16 protein-coding genes and 1 other annotated feature are annotated in these 15,259 nt (G+C 44.0%); of the genes, 15 read left to right on the top strand and 1 reads right to left on the bottom strand.

Translation table 11 applies throughout. The features are described 5' to 3' along the window. Positions 1-173: 173 nt before the first annotated feature. The 4 genes from B5G11_RS09435 to B5G11_RS09420 all read left to right on the top strand — a co-directional run bounded on the left by B5G11_RS09435 (position 174) and on the right by B5G11_RS09420 (position 4,411). A complete protein-coding gene (locus B5G11_RS09435; RefSeq protein WP_087253071.1) occupies positions 174-1,856 on the top strand; it encodes a hypothetical protein in 1,683 nt (560 codons plus the stop codon). A 244-nt stretch (positions 1,857-2,100) separates the two neighbouring features. Continuing rightward, positions 2,101-2,889: a transporter substrate-binding domain-containing protein gene (locus B5G11_RS09430; RefSeq protein ID WP_087253068.1), complete on the top strand. Its 789-nt coding sequence runs from the start codon at positions 2,101-2,103 to the stop codon at positions 2,887-2,889. 60 nt (positions 2,890-2,949) lie between these two features. Then, positions 2,950-3,678, top strand: coding sequence for an amino acid ABC transporter permease (locus B5G11_RS09425; RefSeq protein ID WP_242959015.1), 729 nt, complete (start codon positions 2,950-2,952; stop codon positions 3,676-3,678). Positions 3,679-3,688: 10 nt separating this feature from the next. After that, entirely contained in the window at positions 3,689-4,411 is a 723-nt protein-coding gene (locus B5G11_RS09420; RefSeq protein WP_182466580.1) for an amino acid ABC transporter ATP-binding protein, read from the top strand. 106 nt (positions 4,412-4,517) lie between these two features. Here B5G11_RS09420 and B5G11_RS09415 read toward each other — a convergent pair whose 3' ends face one another. Beyond that, positions 4,518-4,940, bottom strand: coding sequence for a hypothetical protein (locus B5G11_RS09415; protein ID WP_087253060.1), 423 nt, complete (start codon positions 4,938-4,940; stop codon positions 4,518-4,520). Positions 4,941-5,060: 120 nt separating this feature from the next. Between B5G11_RS09415 and B5G11_RS16325 the strand changes: the two genes are divergently transcribed. The 11 genes from B5G11_RS16325 (at position 5,061) to B5G11_RS09365 (ending at position 15,225) form a co-directional block, all read left to right on the top strand. Next, complete coding sequence (locus B5G11_RS16325; protein ID WP_158099245.1) at positions 5,061-5,213, top strand: hypothetical protein; 153 nt, start codon at positions 5,061-5,063, stop codon at positions 5,211-5,213. Further along, positions 5,190-5,410, top strand: a binding site (T-box leader). (Overlaps the previous gene by 24 nt.) A gap of 122 nt (positions 5,411-5,532) precedes the next feature. Then, positions 5,533-7,956, top strand: coding sequence for a leucine--tRNA ligase (gene leuS, locus B5G11_RS09410; RefSeq protein WP_087253059.1), 2,424 nt, complete (start codon positions 5,533-5,535; stop codon positions 7,954-7,956). Positions 7,957-8,207: 251 nt separating this feature from the next. Next, positions 8,208-8,858 carry a sugar O-acetyltransferase gene (locus B5G11_RS09405; RefSeq protein ID WP_087167431.1) on the top strand — a complete coding sequence of 217 codons (651 nt, stop codon included), beginning with the start codon at positions 8,208-8,210 and terminating at the stop codon, positions 8,856-8,858. A gap of 278 nt (positions 8,859-9,136) precedes the next feature. Next, a complete protein-coding gene (locus B5G11_RS09400; RefSeq protein ID WP_087167430.1) occupies positions 9,137-10,027 on the top strand; it encodes a proline iminopeptidase-family hydrolase in 891 nt (296 codons plus the stop codon). 272 nt (positions 10,028-10,299) lie between these two features. Further along, positions 10,300-10,455: a hypothetical protein gene (locus B5G11_RS16985; RefSeq protein WP_330677587.1), complete on the top strand. Its 156-nt coding sequence runs from the start codon at positions 10,300-10,302 to the stop codon at positions 10,453-10,455. A gap of 31 nt (positions 10,456-10,486) precedes the next feature. Next, the gene (locus tag B5G11_RS09390; protein ID WP_087253058.1) at positions 10,487-11,386 is read left to right on the top strand and encodes an NAD-dependent epimerase/dehydratase family protein; all 900 of its coding nucleotides are present in this window, start codon (positions 10,487-10,489) and stop codon (positions 11,384-11,386) included. 122 nt (positions 11,387-11,508) lie between these two features. After that, on the top strand, positions 11,509-12,171 hold the full coding sequence (locus tag B5G11_RS09385) for an aldo/keto reductase (RefSeq protein WP_087253056.1): 663 nt from the start codon (positions 11,509-11,511) through the stop codon (positions 12,169-12,171). 52 nt (positions 12,172-12,223) lie between these two features. After that, positions 12,224-12,409 carry a hypothetical protein gene (locus B5G11_RS09380; RefSeq protein WP_087253054.1) on the top strand — a complete coding sequence of 62 codons (186 nt, stop codon included), beginning with the start codon at positions 12,224-12,226 and terminating at the stop codon, positions 12,407-12,409. After that, on the top strand, positions 12,382-12,972 hold the full coding sequence (locus B5G11_RS09375) for a hypothetical protein (RefSeq protein ID WP_144289679.1): 591 nt from the start codon (positions 12,382-12,384) through the stop codon (positions 12,970-12,972). The genes B5G11_RS09380 and B5G11_RS09375 overlap by 28 nt, the downstream gene beginning before the upstream one ends. Before the next feature lie 123 nt (positions 12,973-13,095). Next, on the top strand, positions 13,096-14,013 hold the full coding sequence (locus B5G11_RS09370; protein ID WP_087253049.1) for a LysR family transcriptional regulator: 918 nt from the start codon (positions 13,096-13,098) through the stop codon (positions 14,011-14,013). 108 nt (positions 14,014-14,121) lie between these two features. Further along, positions 14,122-15,225, top strand: coding sequence for a 5-methyltetrahydropteroyltriglutamate--homocysteine S-methyltransferase (locus B5G11_RS09365; protein ID WP_087253089.1), 1,104 nt, complete (start codon positions 14,122-14,124; stop codon positions 15,223-15,225). Positions 15,226-15,259 lie beyond the last annotated feature (34 nt).

Genomic DNA, 15,259 nt, shown 5'->3' with positions numbered 1-15,259 from the left:
GGTTTATGAAGATTGGTGTGTGTGGTAACTCAACAATACAACATAAATACAAAAACTGCTACTTTTTTTGGAAAAAAGTGATGGAAATGCGTACCTTGCACTAGCCGTCGCGCTAGCGAATTGGTACAATTGCTTACCATAACCAGTCAATGAAATAAAGAAGAGGAGAAGCTATGAAAAAGACAAAAATGAAAGTTCTGACTGTAATTGGCCTGATTCTGCTTGCCGGTATTTATTACTATGTGAAGCTTCCGGCTATCAATATCCATGCTGCGGGATTCTGGACTTTCCTGCTTGTGGTGATTGCGGCTCTTGCGGTTATCTACATTGGAAAGAAAAAACTGTTCCGAAAAGAGGAGATCAAACAGTCCGGGATCGCAAAAGGTCTGATCGGTCTTTTCGTGCTGATCGGTGTTATTTATCTTGGAGGAACACTCCTTTCTTCACCGATCATCAACGCGAAAAAGTATCAGAAGCTCCTGACTGTGGAGGAAGGGGATTTTCAGACAGATATCAAGGAACTTTCCTTTGACCAGATTCCGCTTCTGGACCGGGAGTCTGCAACCCTTCTTGGAAACAGAAAGATGGGAAGCATGGTGGACATGGTGTCCCAGTTTGAAGTGGATGAGCTCTACAGCCAGATCAACTATCAGGACAAGCCGGTCCGGGTATCGCCGCTTCGCTATGCAAATGTAATCAAGTGGTTTACGAATCAGTCTGAAGGAATTCCGGCCTATATCCGGATCGATATGACAACACAGTCTACAGAACTCGTTATGCTCGATGAAGGAATGAAATATTCCACCAGCGAATATTTTAACCGGAATATCCACAGACATCTCCGTTTCCGGTACCCGACCTATATTTTCGGAGAACTGAGTTTTGAGATTGATGATGAAGGTGTGCCGTACTGGGTTGCTCCGGTGAAGAAATTCAATATCGGGCTGTTTGGAGGCGAGACGGTAGGACGGGTTGTGCTTTGCAATGCGATTACCGGAGAGACGACAGACTATGCCATCGATGAAGTGCCGGAGTGGATTGACCACGCTTATGATCCGGATCTTCTGATCCAGCTCTACGACTATTACGGAACGCTCAAACATGGATTCTTTAACAGTATTCTGAGCCAGAAAGACTGCCTGAAGACAACAGACGGATATAACTATCTGGCCATTGATGACGATGTCTGGGTATATACCGGAGTGACATCGGTCAATGAAGACCAGTCCAACGTTGGATTTGTCCTGATGAATCAAAGGACGATGGAGACAAAGTTCTATGAGGTGGAAGGCGCCACAGAGAACTCCGCCATGTCCTCGGCGGAGGGGCAGGTGCAGAACCTTCATTATACCGCGACGTTCCCGTTGCTTCTGAATATTTCCGGAGAGCCAACGTACTTCATCGCACTTAAAGATGATGCGGGCCTTGTAAAGAAATATGCTATGGTTAACGTTCAGAAATACCAGGTAGTGGCGATCGGAGATACAGTTAGCAAGTGTGAGGAAAATTATCTCGAATTGATGCAGGAGAACGGGATCGAGACAGACGACAGTGCTATGGCCCAAGAAACAAAGACCATTACAGGCAAGATTACCAGAATTGCTCAGGGTGTTGTAGAAGGAGATTCCCATTTCTACGTGATGGTAGAAGGCTCAGATGAGATTTTCGATGTTTCGGTCGTTGATTTTATTGATATTATTAAATATGATGTCGGACAGGCAGTAACAATGGAATACCGGGAGGGTGAAAAGACCAATGTGGTACTTTCACTAAATGGAGAGAAGAAGAATCCGATTGCAGAAGAAGAGGCATCCGAAACGGACAGTAACGGCGAGACCGTTTCCCAGGAAGAATAGGGTGACATTAGGCGGTTCTTACGTTTTCAAGATTGTTAGATCATAGCCAGGCAGGGACGAATATCCCGGTCTGGCTATTGTTTTATTCGCAAGAAAAGCCCATATATGCAAATAAAATTCAATTTATACACAAAAATGTATAAAAATACACTTGATTTTTTTGGTATATGTGGTAGAATATAGATTACATATTTCAAAGAAAATAAAAAATGAATCTTTATTCAAAATAGTAGGAGGATAAGTTATGAAAATGAAAAAAGTAGTAGCAGCTGCTCTTGCAGCAATGTGTGTTGTGTCGATGGCAGCTTGTGGATCAGAGAAAAAAGAAGTAACAGTTTCAACTCAGGATGACCTGAAAACGCTTACAATCGGAGTACAGCAGGGAACAACAGGAGACCTTACATGTTCTGATATTGTAAACCAGGAGAGCCAGATCAAGCGTTATCCAAAAGGCGCTGCTGCCGTACAGGCTTTAAAGACCGGAAAATTAGACTGTGTTGTAATCGACACTCAGCCGGCAGAAAAATTCGTACAGAAGAATGATGATCTGAAGATCGTGAGTGATCTGTTTGAAGATGAACAGTATGCCATCTGTGTGAAAAAAGGAAATACAGAACTTTTAGAGTCTATGAATCAGGCTCTTGCAGAACTGAAATCAGAAGGCACTTTGGATAAAATCATCAACAACTACATTGGTGAGGTTGGATCCTATCAGTATGAAAGTCCGGAAAATGTAGATCATTCCAAAGGTGAGCTTGTGATGGCAACCAACGCTGAATTTGAACCATATGAATATCACGATGGAGACTCAATCGTAGGAATCGACGTGGACATCGCGACAGCAATCTGTGACAAAATGGGATACAGCTTAAAGGTAGAAGATATGGAATTCGATTCCATCCTTCCGTCTATCGAAGCGGGAAAGGCTGATTTCGGTGCAGCCGGCATGACTGTGACAGAAGAAAGAAAACAAAATGTGGACTTTACAGACACATATGCAAATGCAAGTCAGGTCGTTATTGTAAGAAAATAAAGAGCAACAAAGACAGGGCTGGTGAGAACAGCCCTGTTTTTACGAGAGAAAAGTGAAAATATGGAGGGATTTACCATGATTTATGGAGCGCTTCTGGCCTCTAATTCATTTGCAGACCGTTTTTATCAAAACTTTATAGAAGATAACAGGTGGCTGATGCTTTTGAACGGTCTGAAAGTTACAGTCATCGTTACGCTGGAGGCTTTGCTGATAGGTATTATCATTGGATTTATTGTGGCGATCATTCGATCCTATCATGATAAAACAGGAAAGTTTACGATTTTAAATGCAGTCTGCAAAGTTTATCTGACGGTCATCCGAGGAACCCCGTCTATGATTCAGATCCTTATCATGTATCTGGTTGTATTCGGATCTTCCTCTTTGAACTCGATCATTATTGGAGGAATAGCATTTGGAATAAATTCAGGTGCATATGTAGCAGAAATTGTTCGATCAGGAATTATGTCCATACCAGAAGGCCAGACAGAAGCCGGAAGAAGTCTTGGACTTAGTTATGCACAAACAATGCGGCTGATTATCATGCCGCAGGCATTTAAAAATGTGCTTCCTGCGCTTGTAAATGAAATGATTGTTTTGATCAAAGAAACCGCTATTATTGGATATATTGGTGAACAGGATCTTACAAAAGCAGCTATGGTAATCCAAAGCCGGACATTTGACGCACTTTTACCATTACTTGCGGCAGCGGTGATTTATCTCGCTTTGATCTGCCTTCTGACATTCTTTATGAATAAGCTGGAAAGGAGACTAAGGAACAATGAGCGTTAAAGGAGAAACTTTGATCCAGGTAGAAAATCTGGAAAAAGCATTCGGAAAAACAAAAGTTCTAAAAGGAATTACGACAGAGATCCATAAGGGAGAAGTAGTAGTCATCATCGGGCCGTCCGGTTCGGGGAAATCTACATTTCTTCGTTCTCTAAACCTGCTTGAAAAGCCGACCGGAGGAAAAATTTTCTTTGAAGGAACGGATATTACGGACCCAAAAGTTAATATTGATAATCACAGACAAAAAATCGGGATGGTTTTCCAGCATTTCAACTTGTTTCCGCATAAAACGATTTTGGAAAATATTACACTTGCTCCTGTGACCCTTGGAAAATTAAGTTCGTCAGAGGCAGATGCCAAGGCGAAAGAACTGCTGAACAGGGTAGGTCTTCTTGATAAGGCAAATACCTATCCAGAACAGCTTTCCGGCGGACAAAAGCAACGTATTGCCATTGTAAGAGCACTCGCTATGGATCCGGACGTACTTTTATTTGATGAACCGACTTCGGCATTGGATCCGGAAATGGTGGGAGAAGTTCTTGATTTAATGAAGGAACTTGCCAAGGATGGAATGACAATGGTTGTCGTTACACATGAAATGGGCTTCGCAAGAGAAGTAGGAACAAGAGTCATGTTTATAGATGAAGGAATTATCAAAGAAGAAAACAGTCCGAAGCAGTTTTTTGATGAGCCGAAAGATTCAAGACTGCAGGACTTTTTAAGAAAAGTTCTCTAAAAAATAAGGAGGCGGGATATCAACCGCCTCCTTATTTTTTTTAAAACGGAATGCTGCCGGATCAGGTAAGGACTCTAGGTGGCAGCAGTTCCGCCAGTCGGCATCATTAATTCAGATACGCACAGTCATCTGTATTAGTAAGCTTTAAGTCTTCTTTGGCAGCACTGATGCTTACATAAAAATCAAGATCACACTCTTTTGAAATTTTCTTCAGCTTTTCAACAAATTCCGGGATATCATCAAGAGAGATATGTGCATGTTTCAAAATAGCATCGATAAAAATCGCCTTAATATCGTGATCTGCACTTGTCATGCCATAAATAAATCCAAGATAGGCATCAATATTGTCGATCGCTTCATAGTCATCCATGCAGATCGCACGGATATCAAAAGATAAGCTGTATGTATCGCGGTGGCTTTTTTTGATAAAGAATACGTGTCCGTCGGACTCCTTTGCCGCTTTGTTGGCAAGTTCAATCATCTGCTGTGTTTTTCCGCTCCCTTTCGGGCCTGTCAATAAATTAACCATATGCATTATCTCCTTTAGCTATATATTTTTCGTACTGAAATGACTTGTGATTATTATACACCTATCAGGGATTTTAAACAATCCTTTTTTGTCAAATTCCACAAAAGAAACTCGAAAAGAATGAAAATAACGAAAAACATTCCAATAAATCCAGAAAAAATCAAATATGGAAAAATTATAGGAAAAAAGGTGGAAATCTTGACAAAGGGAGATGATATGAGTAAAATGAACAGGTATAAAAAAGTACAGAGAAAAACGTCAGATGAGGAATAGTAAGAGCCGATGTTTTTTCAGAGAGCTGCCGTATGGTGCGAGGCAGCAGGACAGACACTCCCAACTCGCCTCGGAGTTCTTCTGGTGAACTCTAGTAGCCGGAAGCGGGTATTCCCGTTACAGATGAGAGTGCGCCGGTCTGCGGACGGGCGAAGAAGAGTGGTACCGCGTGGGCTTTCATGGCTTTCGTCTCTTGGATATGTTCAGAGACGGAAGTTTTTTTATTCTATAGATAATCTAATGGATCTGTCAGGAAGCTTTTGCGGGTATAAAAGAAAGCATAAAATGGTTACTATATTATGTAAGGAGGAAATCAAAGATGCCGACACCTTATAATCACAAGGCAATCGAGAAAAAGTGGCGTGCACACTGGGAAGAGCATCCGGTGAATGTGCAGGAAGATGAGAGAGGAAAACATGAGAAATATTACTGCCTCGACATGTTCCCGTATCCGTCAGGAAACGGTCTGCATGTCGGACACTGGAGAGGATATGTCATCTCCGATGTATGGAGCCGTTACAAACTGCTTCAGGGATACTATATCATTCATCCGATGGGATGGGATGCATTCGGACTTCCGGCAGAAAACTACGCGATCAAAATGGGCGTTCATCCGGCAAAGTCCACAGCGGAAAATGTAAAGAATATCAAGAGACAGATCAATGAGATCGCGGCTCTTTACGACTGGGACAGAGAGGTCAACACGACAGACCCGAACTTCTACAAATGGACTCAGTGGATTTTTGTAAAGATGTTTAAGGCCGGCCTTGCTTACGAGAAAGAGTTCCCGATCAACTGGTGCCCGTCCTGTAAGACCGGACTTGCAAACGAGGAAGTTGTCAATGGAAAATGTGAGCGCTGCGGTACGGAAGTAACAAAGAAGAACCTCCGTCAGTGGATGCTCAAGATTACCAAATATGCAGAGAGACTTCTGAACGACCTGGACAAACTGGACTGGCCGGAGAAGGTTAAGAAGATGCAGACAGACTGGATCGGTAAATCCTACGGTGCCGAGGTAGAGTTCCCGGTGGATGGAAGAGATGAAAAGATCACTGTCTACACAACAAGACCGGATACACTTTACGGCGCAACCTTTATGGTACTGGCTCCGGAGCACGCCCTTGCAAAAGAACTTGCAACCGATGAGACAAGAGAAGCAGTGGAAAAATATATCTACGACGCTTCCATGAAGTCCAATGTAGACCGTCTTCAGGATAAGGAAAAGACCGGAGTCTTCACAGGAAGCTACGCAATCAATCCGATCAACGGAGCAAAGGTGCCGATCTGGCTGTCCGACTATGTACTGGCTGACTACGGTACTGGAGCAATCATGTGCGTACCGGCACACGATGACCGTGACTTTGCATTTGCAACAAAATTCAACATTCCGATCATTCAGGTTATCGCCAAAGACGGAAAAGAAATTGAAAATATGACAGAAGCCTACACAGAGGCATCCGGAACCATGATCAATTCCGGAGAATGGAACGGCATGGAATCCGCTGTTCTGAAAAAGGAAGCTCCGGTGATGATCGAAGAGCGCGGTATCGGAAGAAAGACCGTCAACTACAAATTGCGTGACTGGGTATTCTCCCGCCAGAGATACTGGGGAGAACCGATCCCGATCGTACACTGCCCGGACTGCGGCGCTGTACCGGTGCCGGAGGATCAGCTTCCACTGACACTGCCGGATGTAGAGTCCTACGAGCCGACAGGAACAGGAGAATCTCCGCTTGCTGCGATTGATTCCTGGGTTAACACAACCTGTCCGGTCTGTGGAAAGCCGGCCAAGAGAGAGACCAACACCATGCCTCAGTGGGCAGGTTCCTCCTGGTACTTCCTGCGTTATGTAGATCCGCACAATGATAAAGAACTGGTTTCCAGAGAAAAAGCTGACGCTATGCTTCCGGTTGATATGTATATCGGCGGTGTGGAACATGCGGTACTTCATCTTCTGTACTCCCGTTTCTATACGAAGTTCCTGTGTGACATCGGCGTGATCGATTTTGATGAGCCGTTTATCAAGCTCTTCAACCAGGGTATGATTACCGGAAAGAACGGAATCAAGATGAGTAAGTCCAAAGGAAACGTCGTATCTCCGGACGATCTTGTAAGAGATTACGGATGCGACTCCCTGAGAATGTACGAACTCTTCGTTGGACCGCCGGAACTGGATGCGGAGTGGGATGACAGAGGAATCGACGGGGTATACCGTTTCCTGAACAAGCTCTGGAATCTTGTAATGGACAACAAAGACAAAGACGTAACACCATCCAAGGAGATGCTCAAACTCCGTAACAAGATGGTATACGATATTACAACACGTCTGGAAAGCTTCAGCCTGAATACGGTAATTTCCGGATTCATGGAATACAACAACAAGTTTATCGATCTTGCCAAGAAAGAAGGCGGAATTGATAAAGAGACACTTTCCACGATCGCAGTACTGCTTGCACCGTTCGCACCGCACATGGGTGAAGAACTCTGGGAGCAGCTGGGACACGAAGGAAGCGTATTCCATGCGGGATGGCCGACCTACGATGAAGAAGCTATGAAAGATGACGAAATCGAAGTGGCTGTACAGATCAACGGCAAGACAAGAGCTGTTGTAACAATCTCCGCAGAAGCAGGAAAAGACGAAGCGATTGCTGCCGGCAAGGAAGCAATTAAAGAAAAACTGACCGGAAATATCGTAAAAGAAATCTATGTACCGGGAAGAATCATCAATATTGTAATGAAATAAGCAGGAAAGAGCCAGGAACCCTTGCAGACAGGGGCCTGGCTCTTCTCTCGCTTGACGGAATATGGGAGAAAATGCCGAAATTCTTTACCGGCCATTTAAAACGTTGAGACCGGGAGACGAGAGAAGCGGTTAAGGAATCTTACATCAAAGACAGGAATTGTAGGAGAGAAAATCAGCGGATGTAATATTGTAGAAGTTTGGAGGACTTTCTGCTAATATAAGAATTAGTAAAAAAGAAATGAGGAAGGTATATGAAAGAGGAAGAGAAAATTTTTGCGGGGAAAATGTTTGATCCAAGAAAACAGGAGCTGAAGGATATCAAGCACAAAGCTCATGCTGCATGTCAGAAATATAATATGATGGACGAGTTTGATTCCGACAGAAATGAAGTGATTCGCGATATTCTGGGAAAAGTGGGAAATGTGTTTTATTTTCAGGGCCCTGTGCAGTTTAATTATGGATGTCATACTTTTATCGGGGAAAATTTTTTTGCTAATTTTAATCTGACGGTTATGGATGATGGAAAAATTTTCATTGGTGACAATGTCTGTTTTGGCCCGAATGTTTCTTTGATGGCTACTTCTCATCCTCTTATTGCTCAGGAGAGGATGGGGCTGGACGAAGATGGAAAGACAACGATGGCAGAATATGCGGACGAAATTCATATCGGTAATAATGTCTGGATTGCATGTAATACGGTTGTAATTGGGGGCGTGCATATAGGAAATAATGTCGTGATTGGCGCAGGCAGTGTTGTGACAAAAGATATTCCGGATAATTATCTTGCATTTGGTAATCCGTGCAGACCGGTAAGGCCAATTACAGAAAAGGACAGCAAGAAGGAGTTGATTCTTCCGGAAGATAGAGAGCATTTTTCGTACAATTTGAACTGTATAATCTGATCAGAGGTGGTTCTATTGAGTGAAAAATAATCAGGCAGTCTTAATGTTTCACTTGACAAAAAAATATCTATCAGGGCAGCATAAAGCAGAAAAAGATATTTGCTTTATAGAAATCACCTATAAATATACCAATTCATATTCGGTTATCTTGTATGGTACAGGGATATGATTTTGGATAATATTAACAAAATTGAAAAAAATTACAAAAAAGGGTTCATTTTTTCGCAAAATGTATTATACTTAAAGATAGTGAAAAAAATGTCAGAAAGGGGATAATCATGGCAAAAATTACAGAAGGCTACATGCCGTACTTAGGTTATCAGACTTATTACAGAATTGTTGGGGAAAGAAAAGATAATGGAAAGGCACCATTGATTTGTCTTCACGGAGGACCGGGGTCTACTCATAACTATTTCGAAGTACTGGACAATGTTGCAGACGATGATGATCGTATGATCGTTATGTACGACCAGATCGGATGCGGAAATTCTTATCTGGACGGACATCCGGAACTGTGGAACCAGAAAGTATGGTTAGACGAGCTGGAAGCTTTGAGAAAACACCTTGACTTAGATGTATGCCACATCATTGGACAGTCCTGGGGCGGAATGATGCAGATCGCATATGCAGTTGACTATGATCCGAAGGGTGTTAAGAGTTTCATCATTTCAAGCGGCCATCCAAGCAGTTCTCTTTGGGAAAGAGAAGGTCTTCGCCGTATCAAAATGATGCCGCAGGATATGCAGGATGCAATTAACCATGCTCTTGAAACAGGTGATTTCACAGGAGAAGCTTACGATGCTGCAGTTGCAGAATACATGGATAGATATTGCAACTACTGGATTGGAGAAGATGCTCCGGAGTGCTGTACAAGACCGAAAAAATCAGGTTCTGAGTCTTATGTTGAAGGATGGGGACCAAACGAATTCGCACCTACAGGAACACTGAAAGACTTTGAATACATTGACAAACTTGACCAGATCAAGATTCCTTCTCTGATCTGCAGTGGTATTTCAGATCTTTGTTCTCCACTTGTAGCTAAGACCATGGCAGACAGAATCCCGAATTCTAAATGGATCCTTTGGGAACGTGCAAGACATACATGTTTTGTTGACAGACATGATGATTACTGCGTAGAACTCATCAAATGGATGAATCAGTACGACTAATCTGCTTGAATGTATGAAGTAAATAAAGGGCGCTGCTCTATCATCTGAAAAGTGACAGGGCGGTGCCCTTGTCTTATAAATAATACTCTTGTGTCCAGAACATGCCTGTGATAGGATAGTAAAAATAATCACTTTCCTACTGGGCGGATGTTCCGGGGCAGTTTAAAGTCTTTATCGACAGATGTACGCCATGGTGTAATACACACGAACCTCATGCGTCTGTCCGGGCGGGAAAAAAAGGCTATGCTGTTGTATTAAGAACGGGACCAAATATGAAGGAATGCGAACGGATTATTAAAACACTCGAACACTTCTATGGACATCTGGAAATTGAGTGCTGCGGAAGCCTTGGACTATGCTCCGTAGAATGTAAAGAGGATGCGAAGAAAAGGAAAGAGGAAATTATAGAATTTTGCAGCCGGATTTAACCCGGCTTTACATAAGAAAAATGGAGGATGTATGAAAAAAGTACTTGTAACAGGGGGAACCGCATTTGTAAGCAGATACATTGCAGAGTACTATGTTGGGAAAGGATATGATGTCAGTGTACTGAACAGAAACACGAAGAAACAGTCTGACGGCGTGCGGCTGATCGAGGCGGACCGGTATCATCTGGGGGATCGTCTTCGTGATCTTCATTTTGATGTTGTGATTGATACAGGCTATACGGCAAAAGAAGTGGAGCTGCTTCTGGATGCGCTTGGAAGTTATGAAAATTATGTTTTCATCAGTTCCAGCGCAGTTTATCCGGACAATCTCCCGCAGCCGTTTGCGGAAGAAACGCCGCTTGCTGAGAATACATACTGGAGAAAATATGGCACGGACAAGATCGAGGCAGAGGCAGTGCTGCAAAAGAGAGATCCGGATGCATTTATTATAAGGCCGCCGTATTTATACGGGCCGATGAATGATATCTACCGGGAAGCCTTTGTATTTGACTGTGCGATGGCAGACCGGCCGTTTTATCTGCCGGGAGACGGCAGTCTGAAACTGCAGTTTTTCCACATTCAGGATCTGTGCAGATTTCTGGATATTCTACTGGAGAGAAAACCGGAACAGCATATTTTTAATGTGGGAAATCCGGAAATGATTTCTGTCCGGGACTGGGCCTGGCTCTGTTACCGTGCTGCGGGGAAGACAGCGGAATTTGTAAATGTTCAGGAAGCGGTTGAACAGAGAAATTATTTCAGTTTCTGCGAGTATGAATACCAGCTGGATGTGACCAGACAGTGTGCACTCATGCCGGATGCAAAACCATTGGAGGAAGGACTTTCGGAAGCCTTTGCGTGGTACAGACAGAATCAGGATCAGGTGGAGAAGAAGCCGTTTTTTGATTACATTGACATGTATCTGAAATAGAAGAAACCTTTCGGTATATACTGCCAAACCAAAAGATACTTCTGATGTGGAGATCCGGGATTTATAATAAAATCGAAAGCAACAGATTGATCTCAGCATAAAAGGCAGTAAGGGACAGCGGAATCCCGAGAGAAGAAATTTTTATCACAAGCAAGCTCTGGCTTCAGGATTATGGATATGAAGCAGCAAAGAAAGGATTGGAGACTTCTCTGGAAAAACTGGGTATGGACTATATTGACCTGTATCTTCTGCACCAGCTGTACGGAGATGTGGCAGGAGCCTGGAAGGCTCTTGAGGAAGCAAAGGAAGATGGTGTCCTGAAATCCATCGGCGTAAGCAACATGACTCCGAAGATCTGGAAAGAATTTCTGCCGCAGGCATCCACCATTCCGGCAGTTAATCAGGTGGAATGCAACCCGTTTTTCCAGCAGAAAGAATTAAAAGCATTACTTGCAGAACATGATGTGAAAATTGAAGCATATCAGCCGTTGGGAAGTGGAAATGCTGCAATGCTTTCTCATCCGGCAGTGACAAAGATTGCAGAAAAATACGGCAAAAATGCCGGACAGATTGTTCTTCGTTTTGAACTTCAGGAAGGTCTGATTATTCTTCCGAGATCCACAAATCCGGAACGAATTGCGGGAAATATCGATCTTTTTGATTTTGAACTGACAGAAGAAGAGATGAACGCAATCCGTGCAATGGATACCGGAAAGGGAAAACACGATCCGGAAGCACCTGGAATTGCAGAGATGCTGCTTGCAAACTATAAGATTCACGATTGATTTTTGAGAACAAAAATAGTGAATCAAAAAGAGGCAGGAGGCTGAAATTGCGATGAAAAAGAGCAAAGTACTGGTCGGACTTCTGGCAGCGCTGATGCTTCTGGCAGGATGTGAGCAGGAACAAAGCGATACGGTGGATGGAGCAACGAGACGACCTATCCGGGAACGCCGGACCGGCCGAATGATTTTAAAAATGTGCTGGACAATGCCATGGCAGACGGGAAAATCGAGCCGATGATTGTGGTCTGCCCGACTTACAATAATGAAAGTGAAGAGGACAGTGCCGATTATTCTCTGGCACTTCAGCTGACCGAAAATTATCACAATGAGCTGGTTAACGATCTGATTCCGGCTGTCGAGGGGACTTACAGTACTTATGCGGAGGAAACTTCGCCGGAAGGGCTGCGGGCTTCGAGAGACCACCGGGCATTCTGTGGATTCTCCATGGGATCTGTAGCAACATGGAGGACATTTGAGTACTGTCTGGATTATTTCCGCTACTTCATGCCGTCCAGCGGAAGCCTTACGAACGATGGAGAAGTTATGGCGTCGATGGTACAGGATTCTGGACATGACTGGGATGATTTCTTTATTTTTGCGGCATCCGGTACGGATGATTTTGCCTATTCCTCTTTCAAAAACCAGATTGAGGCAATGGCAGGCGAAAACAGCGGAACATTCCGTTATGCGGACAATGAAGGGGAAGGCAACCTTTATTTCCTCGAACAGGACGGCGGCACTCACAACGGGGAGTATGCGATGGAATATTTTTATAACGGATTGTGCTGGATCTGGAAGTAAGAATCCAGAGAAGGCAAATTGACAAAATCTTATCTTTCCTATATACTTTTAAGCTAGGGGCAGCGATTGACGCTGCCCTTTTAATCAGGGAAATGTACCCGGACAGAAAGCAGGTAACGGAAGATGACATTACAGCAGTTAAGATATATTGTGACCGTGGCGGAGACAGGAAATATTACAGAGGCGGCAAGGCAGCTTTTTGTTTCGCAGCCAAGTCTCACCAATGCCATCCGGGAACTGGAAAAGGAGATGCAGATCACGATTTTTCACCGCACCAACAAGGGCGTGACGATTTCCAATGAGGGTGATGAATTTCTCGCATATGCAAGACAGGTTCTGGAGCAGACCAGCCTTCTGGAAGAGCGCTTTTTGAACAAGAAAGAACGGCGTTCCAGATTTTCCGTCTCCTGTCAGCATTATTCTTTCGCAGTCAACGCCTTTGTGGATGTGATACGTGAATTTGGCGGGAAAAAGTACGATTTTACGCTGAGAGAAACCCAGACCTACGAGATTATCGAGGATGTCAGCCGGCTGAAAAGTGAGATCGGAATCCTCTATACTTCCTCCAAAAATGAAGAAATCATTCAGAAGATGCTCCGGATGAACGGACTGGTATTCCGTGAACTATTTGTGGCAAAACCCCATGTGTTTCTGTCAGCAGAGCACCCGCTGGCAGGGGAGGAGATGGTAACGCTTGACGATCTGGCGGACTATCCGTATCTTTCCTTTGAGCAGGGAGAATACAATTCCTTCTATTTTTCGGAAGAGATTTTAAGCACGCTGGACCGCAGGAAAAACATCAAAGTCCGGGATCGGGCAACATTGTTTAATCTGGTGATCGGACTTAACGGATATACGGTCAGTTCCGGAGTGATCAGTAAAGAGCTGAACGGGGAAAATATCATTGCACGGCCTCTGGATGTGGATGAGAAGATGCGGATCGGCACCATCACACAGAAGAATATGCCGCTGAGCCGTTACGGGAAAGCATATATGGAAGCTTTAAAACAGCATATTCCACACAGACAGCGTCTGTCATAGTTTTAAGCTATGGCGGAACGCTGTTTTTTTGTATTTTTCAAATGGATGGAGAAGCGGTATACTGAAACCCATCAGAAAACTGACAGGAAAAGAATGGAGGAAGACATCATGGCAAAACAACATGCACCGTTTCGATATGATTATGTAGGAAGCTTTTTACGCCCGGAAAAATTAAAGGAGGCAAGGAAAGCACTGGAAGAAGGAAAAATTACAGCAGAAGAATTAAAGGCTGTGGAGGATGAGGCGATCCGGGATCTGGTAAAGAAGCAGAAAGAGGCAGGATATTATGTGATTACAGATGGAGAATTCCGCCGATCCACATGGCATCTGGACTTTATGTGGGGATTTGAGGGAGTGGCTCATAAAAAGACAGAACAGGGCATCGCTTTTCAGGGAGAAGATGCAATGCTCGATGATACCTGGCTGACCGGAAAAATCCGGGTGGGCACACATCCGTTTGTAGAGCATTTCCGGTTTGTCAAAGCGCTGGAAGATGAGCATACTGTAGCAAAACAGACGATTCCGGCTCCGGCCCAGTTTTTTGCACAGATGCTGATTCCGGGAAATCTGGAACAGACAAGAAAGGTTTATAAGACGGACGAGGAACTGATGGAGGATATCGCAGAAGGTTACCGGAAAGTGATCAGGGATCTGTATGATGCGGGATGCCGGAATCTTCAGCTTGACGACTGTACCTGGGGACTTCTTGTGGCGGAAGGATTTGCCGGAAGCAGGGAAGAAATCCGGGAAAGTGCAGAGAAATTTGTAAAAGTCAACAATCTGGCCATCCAGAATCAGCCGGAGGATCTGGTGATTACAACACATGTCTGCAGGGGGAATTATCATTCCGCATACTTCAGCAGCGGAGCTTACGATCCGATTGCAAAACCGCTGTTCGGAGAAGAACAGGTAGACGCATTCTATCTGGAATATGACGATGAGCGTTCCGGAAACTTTGCACCGCTTGCGGAAGTGACCGGAGAGAAAAAGGTAGTACTTGGACTGATTACAACAAAGTCACCGGTTCTGGAAGAGAAAGAAGAAGTGAAAAAACGGATTTATGAGGCGGCAAAATACATTCCCCTTGACCGGCTGTATTTAAGCCCGCAGTGTGGATTCGCTTCCTGCGAGATCGGGAATAAGCTGACTGAGGAAGAACAGTGGGCAAAACTTGCGCTTGTAAAAGAGATCGCGGAAGAAGTATGGGGGTAAAAAAAGAAAAAACAGGGTCTGTCTTGGGACAGGC

The sequence above is a fragment of the Drancourtella sp. An57 genome (assembly GCF_002161525.1).
Lineage (GTDB): Bacteria > Bacillota > Clostridia > Lachnospirales > Lachnospiraceae > Sellimonas > Sellimonas catena.
The sequence above is the reverse complement of the archived record's forward strand: the minus strand, read 5'-3'. Positions and strand labels throughout refer to the sequence as shown.